The organism is Corynebacterium pygosceleis, assembly GCF_016595275.2.
Lineage (GTDB): Bacteria > Actinomycetota > Actinomycetes > Mycobacteriales > Mycobacteriaceae > Corynebacterium > Corynebacterium pygosceleis.
The window spans coordinates 295,133-320,740 of record NZ_JAENIQ020000001.1 but is presented as its reverse complement, the minus strand read 5'-3'; the positions used below and the strand labels follow the sequence as shown (position 1 = coordinate 320,740).

At 65.5% G+C, this 25,608-nt stretch carries 28 protein-coding genes; 27 read left to right on the top strand and 1 reads right to left on the bottom strand.

Features of this window, described 5'->3' with window-relative positions; genetic code table 11:
• Positions 1-4: 4 nt before the first annotated feature.
• From rplP to JIM94_RS01315, 8 genes are all read left to right on the top strand, one after another.
• Positions 5-421, top strand: coding sequence for a 50S ribosomal protein L16 (gene rplP, locus JIM94_RS01350; RefSeq protein WP_198734954.1), 417 nt, complete (start codon positions 5-7; stop codon positions 419-421).
• The gene (gene rpmC, locus JIM94_RS01345; protein ID WP_198739025.1) at positions 421-651 is read left to right on the top strand and encodes a 50S ribosomal protein L29; all 231 of its coding nucleotides are present in this window, start codon (positions 421-423) and stop codon (positions 649-651) included. Before rplP ends, rpmC begins: the two co-directional genes overlap by 1 nt.
• 2 nt (positions 652-653) lie before the next feature.
• Positions 654-944, top strand: a complete 291-nt coding sequence (gene rpsQ / locus JIM94_RS01340; protein ID WP_198734952.1) for a 30S ribosomal protein S17 — start codon at positions 654-656, stop codon at positions 942-944.
• Positions 945-1,157: 213 nt separating this feature from the next.
• The gene (locus tag JIM94_RS01335) at positions 1,158-1,598 is read left to right on the top strand and encodes a hypothetical protein (protein WP_200253889.1); all 441 of its coding nucleotides are present in this window, start codon (positions 1,158-1,160) and stop codon (positions 1,596-1,598) included.
• 274 nt (positions 1,599-1,872) lie between these two features.
• Positions 1,873-3,186 carry a SidA/IucD/PvdA family monooxygenase gene (locus tag JIM94_RS01330; RefSeq protein ID WP_200253887.1) on the top strand — a complete coding sequence of 438 codons (1,314 nt, stop codon included), beginning with the start codon at positions 1,873-1,875 and terminating at the stop codon, positions 3,184-3,186.
• 78 nt (positions 3,187-3,264) lie between these two features.
• The gene (locus tag JIM94_RS01325) at positions 3,265-4,869 is read left to right on the top strand and encodes an amino acid adenylation domain-containing protein (RefSeq protein ID WP_200253885.1); all 1,605 of its coding nucleotides are present in this window, start codon (positions 3,265-3,267) and stop codon (positions 4,867-4,869) included.
• A 61-nt stretch (positions 4,870-4,930) separates the two neighbouring features.
• Positions 4,931-6,037 (top strand): thioesterase domain-containing protein, encoded by a 1,107-nt coding sequence (locus JIM94_RS01320; RefSeq protein WP_200253883.1) that lies wholly within the window; start codon positions 4,931-4,933, stop codon positions 6,035-6,037.
• Positions 6,038-6,159: 122 nt separating this feature from the next.
• A complete protein-coding gene (locus JIM94_RS01315) occupies positions 6,160-7,956 on the top strand; it encodes a siderophore-interacting protein (RefSeq protein ID WP_200253881.1) in 1,797 nt (598 codons plus the stop codon).
• Here JIM94_RS01315 and JIM94_RS01310 read toward each other — a convergent pair.
• The gene (locus tag JIM94_RS01310; RefSeq protein ID WP_200253879.1) at positions 7,940-9,007 is read right to left on the bottom strand and encodes a hypothetical protein; all 1,068 of its coding nucleotides are present in this window, start codon (positions 9,005-9,007) and stop codon (positions 7,940-7,942) included. The genes JIM94_RS01315 and JIM94_RS01310 overlap by 17 nt on opposite strands.
• A gap of 385 nt (positions 9,008-9,392) precedes the next feature.
• Here JIM94_RS01310 and rplN point away from each other — a divergent pair, with 385 nt between their 5' ends.
• From rplN to JIM94_RS01215, 19 genes are all read left to right on the top strand, one after another.
• Positions 9,393-9,761 (top strand): 50S ribosomal protein L14, encoded by a 369-nt coding sequence (rplN, locus tag JIM94_RS01305; protein WP_198734946.1) that lies wholly within the window; start codon positions 9,393-9,395, stop codon positions 9,759-9,761.
• The gene (gene rplX, locus JIM94_RS01300; protein WP_200253877.1) at positions 9,762-10,076 is read left to right on the top strand and encodes a 50S ribosomal protein L24; all 315 of its coding nucleotides are present in this window, start codon (positions 9,762-9,764) and stop codon (positions 10,074-10,076) included. It abuts the gene before it with no gap.
• A 2-nt stretch (positions 10,077-10,078) separates the two neighbouring features.
• Positions 10,079-10,648 (top strand): 50S ribosomal protein L5, encoded by a 570-nt coding sequence (gene rplE / locus JIM94_RS01295; RefSeq protein WP_200253875.1) that lies wholly within the window; start codon positions 10,079-10,081, stop codon positions 10,646-10,648.
• Positions 10,649-10,757: 109 nt separating this feature from the next.
• Positions 10,758-11,756 carry a methionyl-tRNA formyltransferase gene (locus tag JIM94_RS01290; protein WP_200253873.1) on the top strand — a complete coding sequence of 333 codons (999 nt, stop codon included), beginning with the start codon at positions 10,758-10,760 and terminating at the stop codon, positions 11,754-11,756.
• A 45-nt stretch (positions 11,757-11,801) separates the two neighbouring features.
• Positions 11,802-12,926 (top strand): serine hydrolase, encoded by a 1,125-nt coding sequence (locus JIM94_RS01285; protein WP_200253871.1) that lies wholly within the window; start codon positions 11,802-11,804, stop codon positions 12,924-12,926.
• A complete protein-coding gene (locus JIM94_RS01280; protein WP_200253869.1) occupies positions 12,923-13,417 on the top strand; it encodes an ArsR/SmtB family transcription factor in 495 nt (164 codons plus the stop codon). Before JIM94_RS01285 ends, JIM94_RS01280 begins: the two co-directional genes overlap by 4 nt.
• 143 nt (positions 13,418-13,560) lie before the next feature.
• Complete coding sequence (locus JIM94_RS01275; RefSeq protein ID WP_200253986.1) at positions 13,561-14,589, top strand: sugar ABC transporter substrate-binding protein; 1,029 nt, start codon at positions 13,561-13,563, stop codon at positions 14,587-14,589.
• Positions 14,586-15,662 carry an ABC transporter permease gene (locus JIM94_RS01270; RefSeq protein ID WP_200253867.1) on the top strand — a complete coding sequence of 359 codons (1,077 nt, stop codon included), beginning with the start codon at positions 14,586-14,588 and terminating at the stop codon, positions 15,660-15,662. The genes JIM94_RS01275 and JIM94_RS01270 overlap by 4 nt, the downstream gene beginning before the upstream one ends.
• Before the next feature lie 10 nt (positions 15,663-15,672).
• The gene (locus tag JIM94_RS01265) at positions 15,673-16,494 is read left to right on the top strand and encodes an ATP-binding cassette domain-containing protein (protein ID WP_200253865.1); all 822 of its coding nucleotides are present in this window, start codon (positions 15,673-15,675) and stop codon (positions 16,492-16,494) included.
• Positions 16,495-16,596: 102 nt separating this feature from the next.
• Positions 16,597-17,829, top strand: a complete 1,233-nt coding sequence (locus JIM94_RS01260; protein ID WP_200253863.1) for an acid phosphatase — start codon at positions 16,597-16,599, stop codon at positions 17,827-17,829.
• A gap of 365 nt (positions 17,830-18,194) precedes the next feature.
• Positions 18,195-18,593, top strand: coding sequence for a 30S ribosomal protein S8 (rpsH, locus tag JIM94_RS01255; RefSeq protein ID WP_198739047.1), 399 nt, complete (start codon positions 18,195-18,197; stop codon positions 18,591-18,593).
• Positions 18,594-18,610: 17 nt separating this feature from the next.
• On the top strand, positions 18,611-19,147 hold the full coding sequence (rplF, locus tag JIM94_RS01250; RefSeq protein ID WP_200253861.1) for a 50S ribosomal protein L6: 537 nt from the start codon (positions 18,611-18,613) through the stop codon (positions 19,145-19,147).
• Positions 19,147-19,548, top strand: coding sequence for a 50S ribosomal protein L18 (gene rplR, locus JIM94_RS01245; protein WP_200253859.1), 402 nt, complete (start codon positions 19,147-19,149; stop codon positions 19,546-19,548). The genes rplF and rplR overlap by 1 nt, the downstream gene beginning before the upstream one ends.
• A gap of 40 nt (positions 19,549-19,588) precedes the next feature.
• On the top strand, positions 19,589-20,236 hold the full coding sequence (rpsE, locus tag JIM94_RS01240) for a 30S ribosomal protein S5 (RefSeq protein ID WP_200253857.1): 648 nt from the start codon (positions 19,589-19,591) through the stop codon (positions 20,234-20,236).
• Positions 20,237-20,239: 3 nt separating this feature from the next.
• Positions 20,240-20,425, top strand: a complete 186-nt coding sequence (gene rpmD, locus JIM94_RS01235) for a 50S ribosomal protein L30 (protein ID WP_200253855.1) — start codon at positions 20,240-20,242, stop codon at positions 20,423-20,425.
• An 8-nt stretch (positions 20,426-20,433) separates the two neighbouring features.
• On the top strand, positions 20,434-20,886 hold the full coding sequence (gene rplO, locus JIM94_RS01230) for a 50S ribosomal protein L15 (RefSeq protein ID WP_200253853.1): 453 nt from the start codon (positions 20,434-20,436) through the stop codon (positions 20,884-20,886).
• A 227-nt stretch (positions 20,887-21,113) separates the two neighbouring features.
• Complete coding sequence (locus JIM94_RS01225) at positions 21,114-22,097, top strand: ROK family protein (RefSeq protein ID WP_200253851.1); 984 nt, start codon at positions 21,114-21,116, stop codon at positions 22,095-22,097.
• Positions 22,098-22,393: 296 nt separating this feature from the next.
• Positions 22,394-23,818 carry a sugar porter family MFS transporter gene (locus JIM94_RS01220; protein ID WP_200253849.1) on the top strand — a complete coding sequence of 475 codons (1,425 nt, stop codon included), beginning with the start codon at positions 22,394-22,396 and terminating at the stop codon, positions 23,816-23,818.
• Positions 23,819-23,890: 72 nt separating this feature from the next.
• Positions 23,891-25,417: a sulfatase family protein gene (locus JIM94_RS01215; RefSeq protein ID WP_200253847.1), complete on the top strand. Its 1,527-nt coding sequence runs from the start codon at positions 23,891-23,893 to the stop codon at positions 25,415-25,417.
• Positions 25,418-25,608 lie beyond the last annotated feature (191 nt).

Here is a 25,608-nt window from a genome sequence, read left to right as displayed (position 1 = left end):
ACACATGCTTATCCCCAAGCGCGTCAAGTACCGCCGGCAGCATCGTCCCACCCGGACCGGTGTGTCCAAGGGCGGAAACCGGGTCACCTTCGGTGACTACGGCATCCAGGCCCTTGAGCCGTGCTACATCACCAACCGTCAGATTGAATCCGCACGTATCGCGATCAACCGCCACGTCAAGCGTGGCGGCAAGGTGTGGATCAACATCTTCCCGGACCGTCCCCTGACCCAGAAGCCGCTCGGCGTGCGTATGGGTTCCGGTAAAGGCCCCGTCGAGAAGTGGGTGGCCAACGTCAAGCCCGGCCGCGTTCTCTTCGAGATGAGCTACGCCAACGAGGAAGTCGCCCTCGAGGCACTCCGCCGTGCAGCCCAGAAGCTGCCCTGCAAGGTCCGCATCATCAAGAAGGAGGACCAGCTCTAATGGCCACCGGTACCCCCGCATTCGAGCTCCGCGAGCTCAACGCCGAGGAGCTTGTCACCCGCCTCAACGAGGCGAAGGAGGAGCTTTTCAACCTCCGCTTCCAGATGGCCACCGGCCAGCTGACCAACAACGGTCGCCTGAAGACGGTCAAGCGTGACATCGCCCGCATCTACACGGTCATCCGTGAGCGTGAACTGGGTCTGTCCGTCGTTCCGGGAGCTGAAGGCTAATCATGAGTGAGGCAAACGTGAACAATCAGGAATCCACCAACGAGAGGGGCGCCCGCAAGGTCCGCACCGGCTACGTTGTCTCGACGAAGATGCAGAAGACCATCGTCGTCGAGCTCGAGGATCGCCGCCAGCACGCGCTGTACGGCAAGACGATCCGCACCAACAGCCGCGTGAAGGCCCATGATGAGGACGGAACCGCCGGTGTCGGCGACCTCGTCCGCATCATCGAGACCCGCCCGCTGAGCAAGGACAAGCACTTCCGTCTCCTCGACATCGTCGAGAAGGCCCGCTAGTCCCGCCCAGGCTTCATCCCGTGTCCATTCCCCGCGGCGGTTCATCCGCCGCCGGGAACGCACCGGACCAGCCGACCTTGAAGACCCCGACCGGATGCCCGGTCGGGGTCTTCAGGCGTTCAGGGAGTCCGTCCGAACCCTCACCGGTCGTCCCACGGCCGGACGAGGGCTGCCGGAACCACTCCGCCCGAAACACGTCGAAATGAGACAGTGATGACATCAGAACCGGTGAGCCCGGACAGGTCCACGCTCCACGCCAGACTCCTGGCCCTGGGCCTGGAGAGCGGCACGCGCGACGGTGAACTCATCGTCACCGTCGAAAATCTCACCTTCTGGTTCAGGACGGGAACGGACAGTTCCCTCACCGTCACCACCGCGCACCCGAGGGTCCTCGGTGGAGAAAACGAGATCACGGCCGGGGAGATCCTCGCGTCCGCGCTGAACACGGTTTCCGGGAACGGGAGGGTCGTCCTTCTCCCGGACGTCGGTCTGCTGACGGTCTCCTTCGATCTCGACGGTACGGCACAGGCGACGGCCGGGGCGCTCGACGAATTCATCCTGTCCTCACTGAGCAGAGGGGTCGTCACCGAGGCGCGGATCCGGGAGGAACTGGATCCGCTCATTCTCCGTGTCGCAGAGTTGACCGGATCCTGAAGTGCACTCCTCCGCCCGGGGTACCCACCGAGCCGGTTCGGGTGAGAGCGCCCACATCACTCCGTGCTCTGTCGGTCCGGTCCCATTTGACCGCCCGGAGATTAGGTTAGGCTTGTGACAATGTAAGCTGGTTCAGAGCCAAAGCTAAGGCTGTCCTACCATTCGTGGGGCGGTCCAATGATTTTAGTGGCCCAATCTTCGGGTTCGGTGTGCCGTCACGCATGTCCGGTTCCCGGATCGAGGCAACCACACAACGACAGGAGCGAGAAGCCCAGTGAGCACCCTCACCATCGTCGGAGCCGGTCCCAAGGCGGTTGCGGTCGCGGCCAAGGCGCACGTCGCCGGGCGTCTCGGACTCGAGGTTCCGGAGATCACCGTGATCGACCCCCACGGTGTGGGTGCTCACTGGCTCGCCGCCGGCGGATGGACCGACGGGCGTCACCGTCTGGGGACCCTGCCCGAGAAGGATGTCGGATTCCCCTACCGCACCGAGCTCACCGGAGACCGTGACACCGACACGCGGATCGACCGGGGCATGGCTGAGTTGTCCTGGGCCTCCCATCTGATCGACACCGGAGCCTACTCGGCGTGGATCGACCGGGGGCGCCCGCAGCCGATGCACTGTGAATGGGCCACGTATCTTCGTTGGGTCAGTGAACGGATCGGGTTGAATCCGGTGTCCGGCCGGGTGACCAACGCCGAGACCTCCGGTTCCGGTTGGCGCATCCGGGTGGAGGACACCATATCCGGTGACGCCCGTATCCTCACCTCCGATTCCCTCATGCTCACGGGCCCGGGTACGAGTGAACGGCGTTTCCTCCAGGACGGCAACGTGCTGAGTGTCGCCGGATTCTGGGCGCGCATCGCCTCGGATGCCCGATTCACCGGACGGATCTGTGTCGTGGGTGGGGGTGAGACCGCCGCGAGCATCATCGAGGAACTGACGTCCCACCGGGTGGCCGAGATCATCACCGTCGCACCGACCGCCTGTCTGCTCTCGCGGGGTGAGAACTTCCAGGAGAACGCCCTCTACACCGATCCGGATGTCTGGATCACGCTGGACGCCCCGACCCGGAGGGCGATGCTCTCCCGGACCGACCGGGGTGTCCTGTCCCTCCAGTCCCTGGACCTCATCGGGCGTGACGGCAGGTGCCGGCATGTCATGGGGTCGGTGTCCTCCGTGACGGCGGGTGCCACGGGTCCGGTCGTCCACGTGGACAACCCGGGGGATTCGATCGCCGTGGACACGGTCATCGACGCACGTGGCGCCGATCCCGCCTGGTTCATCGGTCTTCTCGGTGACCGGGCCCGGACCCAGCTCGCCACGGCGGCGGGGGTCGACCCGGGGGAGGGGGCGAAACCCGTCGGTCTCGTCGCGGGCATCGAGGGGAGCATTCGACGGGACCTCACGGTTGACGGAATGGAATCGAAGCTCGTCCTCCCGACCCTGGCGGGATTCAACCAGGGGCCCGGTTTCGGCAACCTCAGCTGCCTCGGCCTCCTCGCGGACCGGATTCTCGGGGGGATCTCCGGTGACGCGGACGGGCTCGTGACCGTCGGGCGTGCCACCACCGGCAGCGGAGCCTGATCCGTCGTCGGACGAAACGACGGTAGTCCAGCAGTTCAGTGATTCAGTGACGTACGACCATCAGACGGGAACGGACAGATGACCTCCAGCTCCTCCACACAGTTACGCCCGGTACCGGCACGGAACCGGGGGCCGGCGGTGCCGGTTGAACCGGCGACGGTTGACGCGATGATCCGACTCGCGGCCCGGCGACACCCGGATCTGGACGCCGTGGTCGCCGAGGACGCGACACTCACCCATGCCGAGTTCGACGCCCGGGTGAACGCCTTCACCCGGACCCTTCTGTCCGCGGGGGTCTCCACGGGTGACCGTGTCGCGGTCGTGGCACGCCGTTCCGCCGCGCTGCCGATCGCCGCTGCGGCCGTGATCCGGGCGGGTGCCGTCTACACCCCGATCGACCCGTCGAACCCGGCTGAGCGGATCGCTTTCATCCTCGGGAACTCGGCCCCCGTCCTGGTGCTCACCGTCGGCGAGGTGGACCTGCCGGAAACGGAAATCCCCGTCCTCCCGGTGCCGCTGGACCCCGCGGGCGACACCACCGCCGTCGATCCGGGGGAACTCACCAGGCCGCTCACCCCGGAGGACGGTGTGTACCTGATCTACACCTCAGGTACGACGGGAACGCCCAAGGGGGTCCTCAACGTGCATCTGGGTGCGGCAGCCCACATGCAGTGGTTCATCCGTACGTTGGGGCCGGTCCAGGATCTCCGGTGGATGCAGAAGGCCCCGGTCGGGTTCGACGTCAGTGTCGCGGAGATGATCACACCGCTGGCCGGGGGCGGTGCCGTGGTGCTGCCGTCCGCGAACTGGTGGCCCGGTGACGTCGACGGATTCGTCGACGTCATCCGCGACAACCGGGTCACGGTCCTGTCGATGGTTCCGAGTCACATGCGGGTCGTCGCTGAGGTTCTCGAGGACTTCGGGGACTCCCTCGCGTCGTTGAGCGGGCTCCGGTACCTGCTCCTGGGGGGTGAGGCGGTCCCCACGGACCTCGCGCAACGGTGCCTCGACGAGATCGGGTGCCGGATTCTGGGGCTCTACGGGCCGACGGAGGCCGCGATGGACGTCACCTGTGTCGAGTACACCAGTGACTCGACGCCCCCCTGCCCGGAGGGGACGTGCCTGCTGGGCCTCCCCGAGGACAACGTCACCGTGCACATTCTCGATGCCGAGGGCAACGAGGTCGGTGACGACGAGACCGGCGAACTCTACCTCGCGGGGGTGCAGCTCGCCGCCGGGTACGTGGGCGACGAGGAACTCACCGCCCGGACGTTCGTGCCCAGCCCCTTCGAGGGCGATGACGGTGGACGGATGTACCGGACAGGTGACCTCGCTGGCTGGCACAAGGGGCAGATGTACTACGCCGGGCGTGTCGACGACCAGGTGAAGATCCGCGGCAACCGGGTGACCCTCGGCGAGGTCGAAGCCGCGCTCGCCGCCCTCGACGGTGTCCGTGCGGCCGCCGCGGTGGCCGACACCACGGGTGAGCACCCGGAACTTCGCGGATTCATCGTCGCGGAACCGGGCTGCCCGGACTCCGACACGTTGACGGAACGCCTGCGGGACCGGGTACCGGCCTACGCGGTGCCGTCGACGATCACCCGGATCGAGCAACTCCCCGTCACCGCAAACGGAAAACTCGACCGCCGTGCACTGGTCCGGATCTACCACGACCGGCCCTGAAGATCCCCAACCCCGTTCCCCAGCTCTCACCCTCAAGCACCTCCCCAAGGAGCCCACCACCATGACCAGGAATCCCACGCCCGTACCGGACCGCGCCGAGGCGACGGAGCTCATCGCCCGGCACATGAGCGACCTCACCGGGACCGACATCGGATCCGGTGACGACTTCTTCGCCTGCGGCGGCCATTCCCTGTCGGCGATGAAGCTCCTGGGACGGCTCCGTCGCGCGGGTCTCGACGTCGGGGTCGACACGATCCTGACGCACCGGACCCCGGAGAAGATCGCGGCCGCCGTGACCGTCGGCGCGGACGGTGGTGAGGGGCCGGTGGCGCACACCCAGCTACCGGGGGAGGGGGTCCTCGTGGACTTCTCCGGTGGTGACGGCGCACCGCTCTTCTGTTTCCACGCTGTCGTCGGTCTGGCCTGGAGCTACGCGCCCCTCGCAGGTCTCCTGGACGGTGGGCACCGGGTGATCGGTGTGCAGCTCCCGGATGCCGAGACCACGCTGTCCATCGGCCTCGACCACGATGAGCTCTGCCGCTACTACCTCGATCTCGTCCGGCAGGTGCAGCCGGAGGGGCCGTACCGGCTGCTCGGGTACTCCTCGGGAGGTGCACTTGCGCACACCATCGCCGGGATGCTCCAGCAGGACGGTGAGGTCGTCGATTTTCTCGGTGTCATCGACGCCTACCCCTCCGGCATCGCCCCGGACACCCCCAACGGTCTGGCTGCGGCCCTGGACACCTTCATCCGGCACCACAAGCCGGGGGAGGAGATCCCCGCTCTTCCGGGAGACGGTGGCTTCGGGGACATCCTCGCCGTTCTGGAGCATTTCGATGATGCACTGATCGGTGAGATGATCCGGGCCGCCAACGCACCGAACTTCTCGGAGGAGGAGATCGAGTCGATGAAGGACGCCTCCGGACGGTGCTTCATGATCCACATGACCGCCACCCCCTCGCCGTACCGCGGTCCCGTCCTGGTGCTCCGTGCCGGTGACACGACGGACATGGCCGGACTGAACTGGGAACCGCTCAAGGCGTGGGAGGACCTGGACGGTGTCGAACCGGTCACCTCGCACACGGTCGACAGCGCGCACCTGGCGATGAGTTCCGTTCAGGCGTGGGAGTCGATGGCTCCGGTGATTTCGCGGCACCTCACCCACTGAGGTGTCCCGTCACCGGGACAGGAGCACCACCCCCGATGGTAACTGCGTTCACCGACCTGTGTTCCCGGTAGCATGAGGGTCGCCTAACCTCCATCGTCGGATTCGGAAGGACACCAGTGCAGATGGCGCGGAGCAGTCGAAGCCGGGACATTCACCCGATCAGCGTCCGGGAACTGGAGGTGCTCCGGATCGAGGACGTCACACCCGGAATGCGTCGCGTCATCCTCGGCGGTCCGGGACTCCGGAGGCACATCCGTGACGGGTACGAGATGCCGGATTTCACCAGCGACGGATTCGACGATGACGTCCGTATCATCTTCCCGGACCCCGTCACCGGATCGCGCCCGTACCCGCCGCCCCTCGGGGACGGTCGCCTCCGCTGGAACGAGGAGGTGAATCGACTCTTCCGGACCTACACGGTGCGACGGTTCGACCCGGACGCCGGCGAGGTCACCGTCGATTTCGCCCGCCACGGTCGGGGTCTCGCGGAGGGGTGGGCACTGTCGGTCGTCCCGGGGGCGAAGGTCTGGGTCGCGGGTCCGAAACGGTGCGGCGCACTTCCGGTGCACACCGATCACCTCATCCTCGCGGGGGACGAGACGGCGCTGCCGGCCATCGGGCGCTGTCTCGAGGAACTGCCCGCCGGGACACGTGCGACGGCGCTCGTGGAGGTCGCGGAACGGTGTGATGTACAGCGTATCGCCACCTGCGCGGACGTGGATCTGCGCTGGATCGTCCGCGCCGAAGGCGGGGATCTCGTGGAGGACTTCGGGAATCTGGAGTGGCCCGGAGGTCGTGTCTACGTGTGGTGCGCCGGGGAAGCTGGCCGTCTCCGGGGGCTGCGCCGGACCATCGGCGGGCGGGGCGTCGATCCCGCCGATCGTGAGCTCACGGGGTACTGGCGCGAACAGGGGGACGGTGACGGTGGCGGAGGTGCCGCCCCACTGCATGCCCTGGCTCGGCTCGCGGATGTGTCCGGGGGACTGGCCCTGCGTGCCGCCGTGCGGGCGGGGGTGTTCACCGCGGTCGCGGACGGTGCCGACACCCCCGGGGAACTCGCCGCGGCGACCGGGATGGACGGCACGGTGGTGGTGCGTTTCCTGCGGTACCTCGAGTCGTGCGGTCTGCTTCGCCTCCTGACCGTGGACCGGGGTGAGGGGCCCGAGGTGAACCGGATCCGGCTGACGGCGACGGGACGGGAACTGTCTGATCCGGAATCGGGGACGGTCCGCGCGCTCGCGGGACCCGGTCTGGTGAAGCTGGCGGCCTTCCTGAACCTCGATACCGCGCTACGGTCCGGTGGGGCGGTGGACCTCGGCGGCGGGGAATGGTCGGGGGGTGTCGATGTCGGTGACCTGGCCTCCCGGGTGATTCGCCGGCAGCAGGTGTCCACCGCCTCCCGGACTGCACCCGCCGTGATCGAGACACTCGGCTCCGGCGGTGGGGACGGTCACCGTCCGGTGATCGGATTCGTGGGTGCGGCAGCCGGGACGTATGCGGAGGAGTGCGCACGACGTCGGCCCGAACTCCCGGTCATCTGCCTGACCTCCGGGACAGGGGCGGAGGGGTCGGCCACCGGTGGTGTGCTTCACCGTGGGTACCGTCCGGGGGAGTGCGTCGAGGGGGTGGATGTGCTGGTGGTGATCGACCCCTTCGCCCTCGCATCCCCGGATGGCGTCACCGACCTGATCCGGGGCTGCGGGGTCCGTGAACTGGTGCTGGTGACACCGCAGGTGGAGGAATCCGCGGGGGAGGCGGATGACTACGAGGCCGACCTCATCCGGTTGTGCGTCTCCGGTGCCTCTGTTCCGACAGCGGGGGACGTCCGCACCGTGCTCGATGACGCGGGATACGACCGTGGTCGGGTGGAAGGGGTGGGCTGGGGCTTCTGGCGGATCGCAGCTACCCGACGGTCGTGAGGACCGAGTCCGTCAGGGCGGGCATGCCCATCGCGCGCAGCTGATACTCCTCATACGGTGGGTCGTTCAGCACGAGGGCGTCACCGTCATCGAGCGTGATGAACTGGCCGGAGTTCATGATCTCCTCCGGTGCGCACGATTCACCGCAGTCGTCCGCCCAGAAGATGACGTCCGCCCGGAGATCGGAGAAGTCACTGTCCGGGTGGTAGACGGCGACGTCCGTGGTGTTCGACTTCGCGGCGATCGCCGGATTGAGGACCATCCCCAGCTGCGTCAGGTACCGGTTGGTCGGATCGTCCGCTCCGGTGTTGACGAGATACCGTTCGCCGTCCTCTGACGGGCGGATGTAGGTGAAGGTCCTGCCGTGGAGGTTGGGCAGGGCGTCGGCGGCCTTCCTCACCGCGAGATCGTAGGTGGTCTTCGCGTTCCACAGGGTTTCCCGGGCGGCCGGATCGTCGTAGAGGTCAATGTAGAAGTCGATGGCCCGTTCCGTGTCGACCTGTCCGGAGGCGTCGGTGCCGACGACCGTCGGAGCTATGTCGCTGAGGCGTTCGTAGAGGGCCGGGTCGGTGATGCCGTGCGCCAGGATCAGGTCCGGTCGGAACAGGGTCTTCGCCTGTTCCCAGGGGAATTCCTGTTCGTACCGGAGATTTCCCTCCGTCATCGGGAGCGGTATGAGTGATGCCTCGGAATCGGGGTCGCCCATGGTGGTGGCGAGGAAACCGAGGTGCTGCCATCCCAGTGCCGTGGTCATCACGACCTTCGGGTTGCGGGGTACGTCGGTCGTGCCCAGGGCGTGGGTGACGCTCATCGTGTCACCGCTCGCGTATCCGCTGAAGTCCGGTGCGGTGGAATTCTCCTCGACGAAGTCGATGTCCTCCTCGTCGACATCGGGGATCGCCCCGCTCTCCTCCAGTTCCCTCAGCTCCCGGATCTCCTGGGATAGTGGTGGTTCCGGTGCTGAACAGGCGGTGGCGAACGCCCCCACGGTGAGTCCGCTGAGGATGGCCACGACGATTCTTCCGGGTGACGGTGCTGGGGTGTGTGACATGGTGGCCTCCCTGGATCCGTACCTCTTGAAGAGGTGTGCAAAACTAAATCTGTTATCGGAGATGCTAATCCCGTACTTTTCCCTGCACAATGACAGGGGTGTCGGACGGGGGCGGGTTGCCGCACTCCGGTCCGTGTGATTAAATGGTTCGGTCACTGACGTGGGTCGGTCCGCCGTGCGTTTCCGAGCGCGGGCCGAGACCCTTCGACACCGCAGGTATTGCCGGTCCGGCTCCGATCCGATCGGCCGGTATCTGCTCATGTACGGTGTTCGTCGCCTTCACCGGGTGTGTCCCGGAGCGTCAGTGGCCGTGCAAGTACATCAGACCGCGTGTGTCCGGGTCGGAAATCCGGCGCACATTGAAATCCAGGTCAGGAGACCCATAGTGATTCAGCAGGAATCGCGTCTGCGGGTCGCCGACAACACTGGTGCACGGGAGATCCTGTGCATCCGCGTTCTCGGTGGCTCCACCCGACGCTTCGGCGGTATCGGTGACGTCATCGTCGCCACCGTCAAGGAAGCCACTCCCGGCGGCAACGTGAAGGCCGGCGAAATCGTCAAGGCCGTCATCGTCCGCACGAAGAAGGAGACCCGTCGTCCGGACGGCTCCTACATTCGTTTCGACGAGAACGCCGCCGTCATCATCAAGAACGACAGCGATCCGCGCGGTACCCGTATCTTCGGCCCCGTCGCCCGTGAACTCCGTGAGAAGAAGTTCATGAAGATCGTCTCGCTGGCACCGGAGGTAATCTAAATGAAGATCCACAAGGGCGATAACGTCCTCGTCATCTCCGGTCCGGACAAGGGCGCCCGGGGCAAGGTCATCGAGGCCTTCCCGAAGCGTTCCAAGGTCCTGGTCGAGGGAGTCAACCGCATCAAGAAGCACGTCGCGAACTCCGCGCCCGAGCGTGGCGCCGAGTCCGGTGGCATCGTCACCCAGGAAGCGCCGATCCATGTCTCCAACGTCATGGTCATCGATTCCGACGGTAACCCGACCCGCGTCGGCTACCGCATCGATGAGAACGGCAAGCGCGTGCGCATCTCCCGACGCAACGGGAAGGACATCTGAACATGAGCGAGAACTACACCCCTCGTCTGAAGAACCGCTACCGCGAGGAAATCCGCACCGCGCTGTCTGAAGAGTTCGACTACGACAACGTCATGCAGATCCCCGGCGTCGTGAAGGTTGTCGTCAACATGGGCGTCGGCGACGCCGCCCGTGACGCCAAGCTCATCAACGGCGCGCTCGAGGACCTCACCCTGATCACCGGTCAGAAGCCGGAGATCCGTCGGTCCAAGAAGTCCATCGCAAACTTCAAGCTGCGTGAGGGCATGCCCATCGGTGCCCGCGTCACCCTCCGCGGTGACCGCATGTGGGAGTTCCTGGACCGTCTGCTGACCGTCGCCCTGCCCCGTATCCGCGACTTCCGCGGACTCTCGGACCAGCAGTTCGACGGCCACGGCAACTACACGTTCGGCCTCACGGAGCAGACCATGTTCTACGAGATCGACGTGGACAAGGTTGACCGTCCCCGTGGTATGGACATCACCGTCGTCACCACGGCCACGAACAACGATGAAGGCCGCGCCCTGCTCCGCGAGCTGGGCTTCCCCTTCAAGAAGCCGGGCCAGGAGCGCTAGAAGACGCCTCCGGCACAGCTGAACCGCCCCGACCGTCGTCATGACGGCCGGGGCGGTTTTTTCGTTCGCTGAACCCCACGGTGCGGTGTGTCGCCGTAGCTCGGCTACTATGACCATCGTTGAGCCTTCCCTCACCTCCACCCACGGAAAGAGATCTGATTCGGGCATGCGCGTCATCTTCACCGGCTTCGCCACCTTCGGTTACCGCTCCATCACCGCACTCGCTGACAGCGGTCACGAGATCGTCCTCGTCTGTACCCAGCCGCCCATCGACGATCCCTACTACGCCGGCATGGACGAGGACGTCGCGGCCTTCGCGAGGGGGCTCGGTATTCCGGTCATCGAGACGAAACGCCTCGACGGGGTCGCCGCCGAGGCGATCCGTGAGGCGGACGCGGATCTCATGGTCGTGACGAACTGGACGTCGGTGATCGCGCGGGACGTGTACGACGCCCCGCGTCTGGGCACGCTCAACATCCACGATTCACTCCTGCCGAAGTACGCGGGGTTCGGTGCGCCCAACTGGGCGCTGATCAACGACGAGTCCGAGGTGGGCGTGACCGGACATCTGATGGCCGAAGGTTTCGACACCGGCCCCATCGTCGCCCAGCGCGCCACCCGGGTCACGGACTCCGACGACGCACTCACGCTGACCGACCGGTGTCTCGATCTGGTCGGGCCGGTTCTGCGGGATTCCCTCGACGCCCTCGATGCGGGGAGGGAGCCGACGCCGCAGGATCCCGAGCAGTGGACCTACTTCCACCGGCGTCGTCCCGCGGACTGCGGCGTCGACTTCGCCCTCGGTGCCCGGGCGGTGTTCAACCTCGTGCGGGCCAGTTGCGACCCCTTCTTCAATGCGTGGGTGTATCTGGGTGATCAGCTGATCTACCTCATCGATGTCGAGGTCAGTCCCATGCGCTTCGGCGGAACCCCGGGGCGGGTGGTGACCGACGGCGAGCACATCGTCGTCGTCGCGGGTCCCGCGGCGCACACCGGCCGGGAGCACGGCGTGCAGATCAACCGTATCCGGCTGGCGGACGGGACCGACATCGAGAATCCGGGGCAGGTCATCCGGCCCGGGGCCTACCTGCTGTCGGCCCCTGCGTGACGGGATTCCATTGACATATTTCTAGAGCTCTGGAAGTCTAGAAATATGTCAAACAAGCATGTCGCCAGAACCCTCACCTCAGCCGTCCTCTGCGGCGCCGTGACCCTGGGGTCCTGCACCCCGCCCCCGGTCGACAACCCGCCGGCGCACTCCGCCGGTGACTGCCCGCGGGCCGAGTCCCCCGCCGACCTGACGACACCGGACGGATGGATCAACCACCTCGCCGCGCACCCCGATGACTCCGCCCTCGTCATCATCCCCGACGCCGCCACCCCGGACGGCCCCGACACCGTGCGGAAGAACGCCGACACGGCGCTGGACGTCGCCTCCGCGGCGAAGATCATCCACCTGCTGGCCTACGCGGACGCCGTCGCGGACGGGAGCCTCGATCCCGATGAACGGGTACCGGTCGCAGAATGGGAAGCCTTCTACCTGCCTCTCGACGGCGGCGCGCACGCCGCCGCACTCGAACGGTTGGGAATGGACAGGCGGGAACCGTCCCCCGGGGTCGCCGTCGCCACCGACCCGGACGCGACCGTCACCCTCGACGAACTCGTGAGCACGATGATCGTCGAGTCCGACAACGCCGCCGCGGACTGGCTCGCGGAAGAGCTCGGCCCGGAGACCCTGGAGGCCGCCGCGGTGGAGGCCGGATGGGACAACCCCCGCATCCCCGACTACCTGGGTTCCATGCTCGCTATCCTCGATCCCGAACTGGCCGGTGACCCGGCCGCCGCATCCCGCAGATACCGGGAAGACGCCGAATGGGCCGCCGACATCCTCCGCCGCACACCGGGCGGGTACGCCGTGCAGCGGGACATTCTCCGGGGAACCGCCACCGCCACCGCCGGTGATCTGGCGGCCGTCTACACGACTCTCGCCACCGGTGGCGGCGGACAGGCGGGTGAGATCGTGCGCCGTCATCTCGAACACACCGATCCGGACGGATACACCGCGATCGGTCACAAGGGCGGCAGTCTCCCGGGTGTGCTGGCCGACGCCATGGAGATCCGGCGTGAGGACGGAACCACGGCGGTGGCCGTCCTGATCACCAACGAGGTGCCGGAGGAGGGGAACGCGGACATGCTGCGCTCCTTCGCCTGGCAGGATCTCATGCTCCGGGCGGTCGACTCCCGGGAGACCCTCGACCGGCTAACGTGTGGAGAATGACTGAAGCACAGGAACTCGCGGATCTCAGGAGACGCGTCACCGACCTCGAGTCACGCGTGCGGAAACTGGAGGACCCCGGGACCCCGGAGCCGTCGACCCCCGGGGGAGAGGGGGCGATCACCGGATCCATCCGGTACGGCGGGGAACTGACCGCCCCGGACAGTCTCCGGTGGACGATCACCCTCGACGCCGACACCGCACGTCTCCTGCCGAGGCAGAAGGTGGCGGAGACCCTCACCGCGGTGTCCAGCCCCGCGCGGATGCACATACTGCAGGAACTCCTCACCGGGCCGGCCACCTCGAAAGAGCTCCAGGAACTCCTCGGCTACAGTTCGCCCGGGCCGTTGTACCACCACCTCAAGCCGCTCCACGCGGCAGGGATCGTGGAACGGGACGCGGACGGGAGGAACCGCATCCCCGCTCCCCGGGTCGTACCGGTTCTCGTCCTGATGGCCGTGGCCGGTGACATCGCGGGCGAACTCGGGGGCTGAGGAGCCGCACGGAGGTGGATTTCTTTTGCCGTTACTCTGCTGGTCATCTTCACTGAATCGGTAAATACGCAGTTCAGCCAGCTTGTTTTTGGTTTCGCGGATGCGTTGAATGACTCATTGTGAAACTCAACGATCTGTCCCCGCTGTTCTCCCGTGACCGCGCCACCCGCACCCGCCCCGCACGGCGGGTCTCCGCGCTCGCCGCGACCCTCACCGCCGGTGCGCTCGCACTCGCGTCGTGCTCATCCACGGGTGGAGCCCCGGAATCCGGTTCGGGGTCCGCCGGCGGCGGGACCGTCGACACGCCCCGCGCGGTCGTCGCGATGGTGAGCCACGGGGCTCCCGGTGACACCTTCTGGGATCTCGTGCGCAAGGGTGCGGAGGACGCCGCGAGGAAGGACAACATCGAGCTGCGCTACTCCTCGGACCCCCAGGCTCCGAACCAGGCGAACCTCGTGCAGTCCGCGATCGACGCCGACGTCGACGGTATCGCCGTCACGCTGCCCAACGCCGAGGCCATCGGACCGGCGGCGAAGAAGGCCGTGGACGCGGGGATCCCCGTCGTCGGCCTCAACGCCGGCATGAACGACTACACCGACCACGGCCTGTCCGCCTTCTTCGGTCAGGACGAGTCCATCGCCGGAGAGCTCGCCGGTGAACGGCTCGCCACCGACGGCGCGAAGAAGGTCCTCTGCGTCATCCACGAACAGGGGAACTCCTCCCAGGAAGCCCGGTGCGGCGGGATCAGGAAGGGGCTCGGTGACTCCGGGGACATGGAGATCCTCTACGTCAACGGAATGGACATGACCTCGGTCGCCTCCACCGTCCAGGCGAAACTCGCCCAGGATCCCTCCATCGACTGGATCATGGGCCTGGTCGCACCGGTGGCGATCACCAGCATCGACGCGGCGAAGGACGCGGGCAGCGACGCGAAGATCGCCACCTTCGACACCAACGCCGAACTGGTCAAGGCCATCAAGGACGGCACCATCGAATGGGCGATCGACCAGCAGCCCTACGTGCAGGGCTACCTCGCCGTGGACGCCATCTGGCTCGCGATCCGCAACGGATCCACCCTCGGCGGCGGCAAGCCGGTGCTCACCGGCCCCTCGTTCGTCGACGCGAAGAACGTCGACTCCATCGCCGACGCCGCGGCAGAAGGACTTCGATGAGTGGTGCACACACCTCGACCGGGGAGGACACGGTGACGGTGTCGGACGGGGCCGTCGGCGGGGATGACCGGCTGCGGGAACGCGGCCTCTTCGACCGGTTCATCCGTCGTCCCGAACTGGCGAGCCTCGTCGGTGCCGTCATCATCTTCACGCTCTTCATGGTCGTGGCGCCCCCGTTCCGCACACCCGACGCCTTCGCCACCGTGCTCTACGCCTCCTCGACCATGGGCATCATGGCGCTCGCCGTCGGCATGCTCATGATCGGGGACGAATTCGACCTCTCGTCCGGTGTCGCGGTCACCTCCGCGGCACTCGCCGCAGCGATGCTCAACTACCATCTGCACCTCAACTCCTGGGTCGGTGTGTTCCTCTCCCTGGGAACGGCTCTGACGATCGGGGCGCTCAACGGTTTCCTCGTCACCCGCACCGGGATCCCGTCGTTCCTCATCACCCTCTCGGTGTTCCTCATGCTCCAGGGGCTCAACCTCGCCCTCACGAAACTGATCGCAGGCCAGGTCGCCACACACTCCATCGGAGACATGGAGGGATTCGCCTCCGCGAAGGTGATCTTCGCCAGTTCCGTCGGCATCGGTGGGGTCAGCGTCAAGATCACGGTGTTCTGGTGGCTGCTGTTCGTCGCCGTCGCCAGCTACATCCTCTACAAGACCCGCTTCGGAAACTGGGTGTTCGCCGTCGGTGGCGACAAGGCCGCCGCAGAAGCGGTCGGCGTCCCCGTGCGCCGGGTGAAGATCATCCTCTTCATGTTCGTCGGCTTCGCCGCCTGGTTCGTCGGCATGCACAACCTCTTCGCCTTCGACTCGATCCAGGCGGGGCAGGGCGTGGGCAACGAGTTCCTCTACATCATCGCCGCCGTCATCGGCGGCTGCGCACTCACCGGCGGTAAGGGGACCGCGGTGGGGACGGCCATCGGTGCCCTGATCTTCGGCATGACCAACCAGGGGATCGTCTACGCCGGATGGAACCCGGACTGGTTCAAGTTCTTCCTCGGCGCGATGCTGCTCTTCGCCGTCATCGCCAACCGGACGACAGCAAACTACACGGAGAACAGGTAGGAACAGGCAGATGGACACCACCAGCCCCCTGTCCCGGGCCCGGGACACCGCCCCTGATTCGCCGGGCACCGCCATCATCGAACTGCGCGACGTCGCCAAATCCTACGGAGCCTTCAACGCACTGTCCGGTGTCAACCTCACCGTCCGTGCGGGCGAGGTCACCTGCATTCTGGGAGACAACGGCGCCGGGAAGTCAACACTCATCAAGATCCTCTCCGGGCTGCATCCGGCAACCTCCGGTGATCTCCTCATCGACGGGGCCATCACCCACTTCCGCGGGCCGAAGGACGCCCTCGACGCCGGTATCGCCACCGTCTACCAGGACCTCGCGGTCGTCGGCAGCATGCCCGTCTGGCGCAACTTCTTCCTCGGCCAGGAACTGACCGCCGGCCCGTTCGGTCACCTGCGGGCCGCGGACATGCGCAGGATCACCCGTGAACAGCTGCTGGAGATGGGGATCGACCTCCCCGACATCGACGTCCAGGTGAGCCGACTCTCCGGCGGTCAACGGCAGGTCGTGGCCATCGCCCGGGCGATCTACTTCGGGGCCCGGGTGGTCATACTCGACGAGCCGACCGCCGCACTCGGCGTCAAACAGTCCGGCATGGTGCTCAAGTTCGTCGCCGATGCCCGCGACCGTGGAATCGCGGTCATCCTCATCACCCACAATCCGCACCACGCGTACCTGGTCGGCGACGAATTCGTCGTGCTCGGTCTCGGACGGCAGATACTCGCCGTGAACCGTGCGAACACCAGCATCGACGAACTCGCCCTGCAGATGGCGGGCGGTGGGGAACTCAACGCCCTGGAACACGAGCTCAGGAGAGACTGACCACCCCCGGATCCCCGCGTGACGTGAACGGGAAATGACGATCCGGTGAGCGTCCGGTGGGGATCCCGGACCGCCCCGTGAAGACGACCTACACTGTCGCTCATGTCGTACCACCGCCACGTCGCAACCGTCGGTGCCGCAGTCGCCGTCACCCTCGCCTCCGTCTGTGCGCAACCCGCACAGGCGGTGGATCTGCCGTCCATCCCCGCGCAGCTTCCCGGACAGGAGGCCCCGGTCCAGCACGACGGTGCCCCGGTGCCCGTGCCTTTCGGACCGCAGGACTACGTCGGCTACATCTCGGACATCAGCTCGCACCCCCACGGCATCTACCTCGACGTCATAGACTCCTTCGCGGAACTCCGGGAGAACCCGGACGTGATGAACTCCAACCTCGAGCAGGTCATCGCGATCAACAACGCCGCCGCCGGAAACCCGTGGCGCACACGGCGCGCCCAGGCGGACGCCCGGGCGGACCGCGACGGAATCCTCCATCCCGTCGCGGACGCCCTCGGGCCCGATCTGGCGGTGCACTTCCGCGCCGCCCTGGCCGAGAACCGCCTGCCCAAGACCCGGATGCTGCTCGGTGGTGGATGGTTCGCACGCGCGGGGGGACCGGCGAGCTCCACCTTCATCGAGAAGGAGATCTTCGCCAACCCGCGTCCCTTCGTCGTCGCCCCTGACCGCGTCACGAGGCACACCGCCCCGGACCGGGACTTCTACAGCACCTCGAAGTCCTTCCCCTCCGGTCACACGAATCAGGCGACCTGGGCGACCACACTCCTCGCGGTGATGCTCCCGGAGTTCGGTCCCCAGATCCTCGCCCGGGGCTCCGAGGCGGGGGAGAACCGCATGGTGATGGGCGTCCACTACCCGCTCGACGTCATCGGGGGTCGGATGACCGGCACCGCAGCCGCCGCCGACCGCTGGAACGACCCGAAGATGCGGGCGAACCTGCGGGCGGCCGCCGAGGAGATCCGTGCGGAACTCGAATGGCGGTGCGGCGGCACGCTCGCCGAATGCGCGGCGCGTGGAGGCGCCTACTCCGCTGATCCGGTGGGGGAGTACACCCGGCGGATGAATTACGGGTTCACCCCGGTCGGGGACACGTCCGCGCCGATGGTCGTTCCCCAGGCGGCACCCGACCTGCTGCTCGGGGCATTTCCCGAGCTCTCGTACGCCCAGCGTGCGGAGATTCTCCGTCAGACAGCGGGGCCGGCGGGAATGCCCCTCGACAAGCGCGGGGAGCGGGGATCCTGGCAGCGGCTGAATCTGGCTGCGGCGATGGCGGCCGAGGTCACCGTGACCCCTGACGGAGGGGTCCGGGTACGCGGATAGTGCGTCCCGGGTCCGGATCGCGGTGGACCGGTGGGTGGAACGCCACCGGCGGGTTGCCCATCGGCGCCCAGCTGCGGTAACGTGATCGGCTGGACTTGCGTCAATCCTCGTTGTGCCGTCATGTGCGACACGATCCGGGGGTTGTGCGGGTCCCCTGTGGCAACACCGCCACGAAAACGTACAGACGTTCCACTCCTACTTTGTTGTAGGCCCCCCGCCCGATGGCGTCCATCGGTTACTGCTGGCAGCGAGCTGCACCACTACTAAGTGGCCTGTGGCGACAAGTGGCCAGGGAGAAGATGATAACGCCGGGTGGTCATTAGCGTGATCAGGGGAACCGCAACGAGAAAGGCTACTGGTCTGCCATGACCATGACTGATCCTATCGCCGACATGCTGTCGCGCGTGCGTAACGCGAACAACGCGTTCCACGACACCGTGTCGATGCCGTCCTCGACTCTCAAGGCGAACATCGCCGAGATTCTGAAGCAGGAAGGCTACATCGCCGACTACAGCGTCGAAGATGCGAAGGTGGGCAAGACCCTCTCGCTGACGCTGAAGTACGGTCCGTCCCGCGAACGCTCCATTGCGGGCGTCCGCCGCGTGTCCAAGCCGGGCCTGCGCGTTTACGCCAAGTCCACCAACCTGCCGCAGGTCCTCGGAGGCCTGGGCGTGGCGATCATCTCCACGTCCCAGGGTCTGCTGACCGATCGTCAGGCTACCGAGAAGGGTGTAGGCGGAGAAGTCCTCGCCTACGTCTGGTAAGGGAGGATTGAGCAACAATGTCGCGTATCGGTAAGAACCCGATCGTCGTTCCCAACGGCGTCACCATCACCATCGACGGCCAGGATGTCGAGGTCAAGGGGCCCAAGGGAACCCTGACCCAGGCCATCCCGGCTCCGATCACCGTCGCCCAGGAGGAGAACGAGATCATCGTCTCCCGCCCGGACGATCACCGCAAGAGCCGCGCACTGCACGGCCTGTCCCGTTCGCTCGTCAACAACATGGTTGTCGGCGTCACCGAGGGATACACCATCAAGATGGAAATCTTCGGTGTCGGTTACCGTGTCCAGGCCAAGGGAAGCAACCTCGAGTTCGCCCTCGGCTACAGCCACCCGATCCTGATCGAAGCTCCGGAGGGTATCACCTTCGCCGTCGACGGCAACACGAAGTTCTCCATCACGGGTATTGACAAGCAGAAGGTCGGCCAGATCGCCGCGAACATCCGCCGCCTGCGCAAGGATGACCCCTACAAGGGTAAGGGCATCCGTTACGCCGGTGAGCAGATCCGCCGCAAGGTCGGAAAGACGGGTAAGTAATGAGCAACACTGCACAGAACAAGCGCCTCCCCATCGGTCGGGACATCTCCACCCGCCGTCGTGTCGCCCGCACGCGCCGTCATGCGCGCCTGCGCAAGCACATGCGTGGAACAGCGGAGACCCCGCGTCTCGTGGTGCACCGCACCTCGCGTCACATGCACGTCCAGATCATCGACGACCTGGCCGGCCACACCCTGGCCGCCGCGTCCACGATGGAACCGGAGATCCGTGGCGCCGAGGGCGACAAGAAGGCCCGCGCCGCCAAGGTCGGAACCCTCATCGCCGAGCGTGCGAAGGCGGCCGGCATCGAGTCGGTCAAGTTCGACCGCGCAGGCTACAAATACCACGGTCGTGTCGCCTCTCTGGCTGACGCCGCCCGCGAAGGTGGTCTGAAGTTCTGATGACCGCTTTCACCAAGATCAACAACGGAAGGATCGCGTAATGCCGGGACGTGAACGGCGTGACGGCGGACGCTCCGCCGACAGCAGCACCAACAGCAAAGACAACAACAACCGCAACGAGCGCCGCGGCGGAGGACGCCGCGACGACCGTCGCAACCAGCAGCAGGACGAGCGCAACCAGTACATCGAGCGCGTCGTCACCATCAACCGCGTGTCCAAGGTCGTCAAGGGTGGTCGTCGCTTCAGCTTCACCGCTCTCGTGATCGTGGGCGACGGCCAGGGCATGGTCGGTGTCGGTTACGGCAAGGCCAAGGAAGTTCCCGCGGCCATCCAGAAGGGTGCGGAGGAAGCTCGCAAGAACTTCTTCCGTGTCCCGATGATCGCCGGCACCATCACCCACCCGGTCCAGGGCGAGGACGCCGCAGGCATCGTCATGATGCGCCCGGCGGCTCCCGGTACCGGTGTCATCGCCGGTGGCGCCGCGCGCCCCGTGCTTGAGTGCGCCGGTGTCCAGGACATTCTCTGCAAGTCCCTGGGATCCGACAACGCCATCAACGTGGTGCATGCGACCGTCGCCGGTCTCAAGCAGCTGGTTCGCCCCGAAGAGGTGGCAGCCCGCCGTGGCAAGACCCTCGAAGAGGTCACCCCGGCCCGGATGCTGCGCGCTCGCGCAGGCAAGGAGGCTTAACCAATGGCCCTCAAGATCACCCAGCTCAAGGGCACCGTCGGTGCCAAGAAGAACCAGAAGGACTCGCTGCGTACTCTCGGTCTCAAGCGCATCCGCCACTCTGTGGTCCGGCCCGACACCCCTGAGGTGCGCGGACTGGTCAACGTGGTGCGCCACATGGTCGAGGTCGAAGAAGTGGCGGGGGAGTAGGTAGTTAAATGAGCGATCCCATCAAGCTTCATGATCTGCGTCCCGCCAAGGGCGCCAACAAGGCCAAGACCCGTCTGGGTCGAGGCGAGGCATCCAAGGGTAAAACCGCCGGTCGCGGTACCAAGGGCACCAAGGCACGCAAGCAGGTTTCGGCGGCGTTCGAGGGCGGCCAGATGCCGCTTCACATGCGCCTGCCGAAGCTGAAGGGCTTCAAGAACCCGGCGAAGGTCACCTTCCAGGTGGTCAACGTCTCGGATCTCGAGAAGGCCTTCCCGCAGGGCGGCGACATCACCGTCGCCGACCTCGTCGCAGCGGGCCTCGTCCGCGCCAAGCAGCCCGTCAAGGTTCTCGGCAACGGCGAGATCAGTGTCAAGGTCAACGTCACCGCCACCAAGTTCTCGAACTCCGCCAAGGAGAAGATCGAGGCCGCAGGTGGTTCCGTGACCGCCGAAGGTAAGTAACAGCTACCTTCACGGTTCACCGGCACGGTGAACCCGGAAAACCCCGCAACCCGTCGACAACGGGTCGCGGGGTTTTCCGGGTTTCCCGACTGCCCCCTGGGCGCCCGAATCTCCGGCACCGTCCTGTTCCGGACGGGACTGTGATCTTTTTCGTCCGGTGGGCCGGACGAAAAGTGGTTCCGGGATTTCTGCGCGGCGGTGGTGGGCGCTGTATATGCTCATGTCCCATGACAGTGAAACGACCTGCAACGGACCTGCACGAACAACGTTATGCGTTCGGGGTGGACCTCGGGGGAACCAACATCAAGATGGTGATCGTGGGGCAGAACGGGGAGGTCCGTCACCGGCGGCAGATCAGAACCCCGGACACGGGGGTGGACGACATCATCTCCGCTCTCGAGCGCGCCGTCGCCGAACTCTCCGCCACGGTCTCCGATGGTGGAGCCGAGGGAGTCGACGCTGACGCCGTCATCGACACGGTGGGGCTGGCGGTGCCCGGAATAGTCAACGAAACGGACGGGATAGCCGAGTACTCGGTCAACCTGGGGTGGCGGGATCTTCCGATGGCGGAGATCCTCACCGACAGAACCGGCCGTGGTGTCGCTCTCGGGCATGACGTCCGTAGCGGAGGCCTCGCCGAGTTCACCTGGGGCGCACTGCGGGACCGTCCCCTGAAATCCGGCTACTACCTCGCTGTCGGCACGGGCATCGCCATGGTCACCCTCATCGACGGACACGTCCTGGCCCCCCACCCGTGGGCCGGTGAAGTGGGGATGGCGCCGTACCCGGATCCCGACCGGCCCGGTCGAACGGTCCGCATGGAACAGATCGGCTCCGCGGCGGCGATGGCGCACCGCCTCCGGGACCTGAAACCGGGGATCATCGGGCACGAAGCGGGATCCCGGGAGGTGTTCGACGCCGCAGCCGCCGGAGACGAGACCGCACGTGCTGTGATCGGCGATGCCGTTGCGGCGTTGGCCGACCCGGTCGCCGACGCGTGCCATCTCCTCGGTCCGCTACCCGTGGTCATCGGGGGAGGCGTGGTGCAGGCCGGGCGGCAGCTCACCGGTCCCCTCGGGGAAGCGATCCGCGACCGTACCCCTGCACTCTCCGCACCCGAGGTCATCGCCGCCGAGCTCGGAACCTGGAGTCAGGCGATGGGGGCGGCGGTACGCGCATTCAGGCTGGAGGGAACCGACGTCACCGTGTGAACGGGAGCCGCCACCGGAATGGGGCGGGCCTATGCCGTCCAGCTCGCGGATTCCGTTGTCTCCGTATCTCGTTTCCGACTTTTGTCTGTGTTCACGGTCCCGCACGGGTTTTGTCTGTGTTCACGGTCCCGCACGGGTGAGCGATGGAGCACGAAACGCACAAAATGTGATCTAAAACACACATATTATTTTGTCGGGACAAACGGACGAAAAAACTCGTCGTTAGCATCCTCTCTAAAGATCAGGTGCACCTGGATTGACCGCACCTTCCGACGGAAGAAACGGAGAGTGGAGCTATGGCAACGGCACAGGCAATCGACGTGAGGGCGGCGCAGAGGAGGGCGACCCGCATCGCTCTCATCGCCTCCCTCGGTGCGTTCTTCTTCGGGTTTGAGGGAATGGTGCTGAACGGAGCGATCCGGGCGGTAGGAACGACCTTCGAACTCGGTGCACTCGCCAAAGGTGTCGCGGGGTCCGCCGGAATCATCGGAGGCCTGTTCGGTGCCATCATCGCGGGCCGTATCTCCGACAGGATCGGGCGGCGGACGGTCCTCAACATGGTCGGCCCGTTCCTCCTGTTCGAGGCGATCTTCGGCGCATTCAGTCCCTGGCTCGGCGGCTATCTCTTCCTCGTCCTCTGCCGGGTCATCGGTGGAATCGGTTTCGGAGCGGCGACAACGGTCGGTCCGGGATACATCGCGGAGATCGCACCCCCGAGAATCCGGGGTCGGCTCATTGCTTTCAGGCAGCTCGAGATCATTCTCGGTCTGTTTCTCGCCGGCATCATCAACCTGTTCGTGCTCGAGAAGGTGGGGAGTTCAACGGATGTCGTGGGACTGGGCCTCATGGCATGGCAGTGGATGTTCCTCTGCCTCATCATTCCCGCGGTGTTCTTCATCGTCATGACTGCGACCATTCCCGAATCCCCCCGATACCTGGTGGCGAAGGGACGTTATGACGAAGCCAAGAAGGTGCTCGCCACGGTGTCCGCCGATCCTGATCTCGACGTTCGTATCGACCGGATCCGGAAGACCCTCAACGCCGAGACGACGACGATGTCGATCAGCGCCATTCTCCGTTCTAAGTGGCGTGGTCTGGTGGCTGTCGGTGTCGCGCTCGCCGCATTCCAGCAACTGACGGGAATCAACGGTGTGTTCTTCTACTCCAACTCCCTGTTTGAGGCGGTCGGTTTCGATGAGTCGAAGGCCTTCCAGCAGACTCTGCTCATCACCGCGTTCAAGATCGTCGGAGTCGTCTTCGGTATCACATTCGTCGACAGGATCGGCCGGCGGAATCTGCTCATCGGCGGTGGAGCACTCATCACGGTATCCTTGGCTACCGTCGCCACCGTCTTCACCATCGCACCTGTCGTGGACGGCCAACCCGACATCTCCCACAGCAAGCTGCTCGGCTACGTCGCGGTCGGGGCACTCTGCTGCTTCATCCTCGGTTTCACCTCGTCCTGGGGACCGATCTTCTCGATCGTCATGGGGGAGATGTTCCCGAACCAGATCCGCGGTGGCGCCATGTCGCTCGCATCGGGTGCCGATTTCCTGGTGAACTTCATCGTCGTCCTCCTTTTCCCGTTCGCGATCGCGTGGAGTCCGTCAGCGACCTACTGGATCTACGCGATGTTCGGGGTCATGTCGGTGATCTTCACCGTCAAATACCTCAAGGAAACGACCGGTAAAGACCTCGAGGAGATGGATGAACTGGCGTGATCGACGACACCGGGAACGCAGCGGTCGGTCAAGGCCGGTACAGGAAAAGAATCAGAAAAGAGATTGTCTGCCATGAGTGAAATTCCGGAGAATGTGCGCAACGTGATCGTCATCATGACGGATCAGCACCGTGTGGACACGATCGGTTGTCTCGGAAACCCGCACGCCCACACCCCCAACCTTGACGCCCTCGGGGAGGACGGGTTCGCGTTCAACAACTGCTACACCCCCACGGCGATCTGTACCCCGGCGAGGGCCTCACTGCTGACGGGTAAGATTCCGCTGAAACACCAGGTGGTGGCGAACCCCGAATGGAACATCGCCTACCAGTGCGACTTCCGTCCCGGTGAGTGGACCTACACGCAGCATCTCAGGGACAACGGATACAACGTCGGGCTCGTCGGAAAGTACCATGTGGGCAATCGGCCACCGGACGAGTTCGGTATGGACGATGATTCATTCTTCGGCGCGATCAACCCCGTCGCCCACGAAGAATATGTCCGGTGGCTCGAGGACAATGGTCTTCCCCCGGTCAAGGCGCATGACTTCCGGCAGGGGGTACTGCCCGGAGGACGTCCCGGACACGTCATCGCGGCGAGGCTGGAACAGCCGGAGGAAGCCACCTTCGAACGGTTCCTCGCAGACAGGGCCATCGCCCGGATGAAGGAGTACGCGAAGGAATGGAAGGAGGAGGGAAAGCCCTTCTCGCTGGACATCCACTTCTTCGGTCCGCATCTCCCGTATTTCATACCGGACGAATGGTTCGATCTCATCGACCCCGAACTGGTCACCCTGCCCCCGAGTTTCGGTGACACACTGGTCGGGAAACCCCAGGTGCAGTCCAACTATGCGACATACTGGTCGACCTCGTCATTCAGTGTGGATGAATGGAAGAAACTGATCGCGGTCTACTGGGGCTACATAGCGATGATCGACTTCGAGATCGGCCGAATCATGGATGCGGCCCGTGACCTCGGTATTCTCGACGACACCGCCGTGTTCTTCACGGCGGATCACGGCGAATTCACCGGTTCTCACCGTCTGAACGACAAAGGACCCGCCATGTACGACGATATCTACAAGGTGCCGTTCATCGCGAAGATACCCGGAGTGTCAACGGTCGGTTCGTGTGACGAATTCGTCTCGCTACTGGATCTTCCGGCCACGGTGCTCGATATCGCGGGCCATGATCCGGGACTCGCGGAGGACGGACGTTCGATCGTCGACCTCACCCGCGGAGATGACGCCGCCGTCGACGACTGGCGTGAGGACATCGTCTGCGAGTTCCACGGGCACCACTTCCCGTTGCAGCAGCGGATGCTCCGGACGAGAGACTTCAAGCTCATCATCTCTCATGAGGGGATCAACGAACTCTATGACCTCCGTTGTGATCCCTGGGAGATGAACAATGTCTACGATGCCCCGACCTACGCCGACATCCGCAGCGATCTCGCGAAGAACCTGAGGCGTCAGCTCCTCGACCGGGGCGATGAAGCATTCGCCAAATGGATGAACGCGATGATCGACTATGATGTGCCGCTCGGAGGGACGTCAAAGTCGGACTGGGACAATGTCGGAGATGACGACAAGTCCACGTGAGTGAGGGGGTCCGAGTCATTGTTCCGCCACCGCCGCAACAGGACCGTCCGGCCCGCGGCGGTGGCCGCACCACCGAGCCTGGGGGAGAAATGAATGATCTAGATGCGGTCCGTCCGGGTGGAACGTTGGTCTCCGGGATCGTGGCAGTCCTCGAGGAGGGGCAACGTACCAGGCAGCAGTTGTGCTCGGAG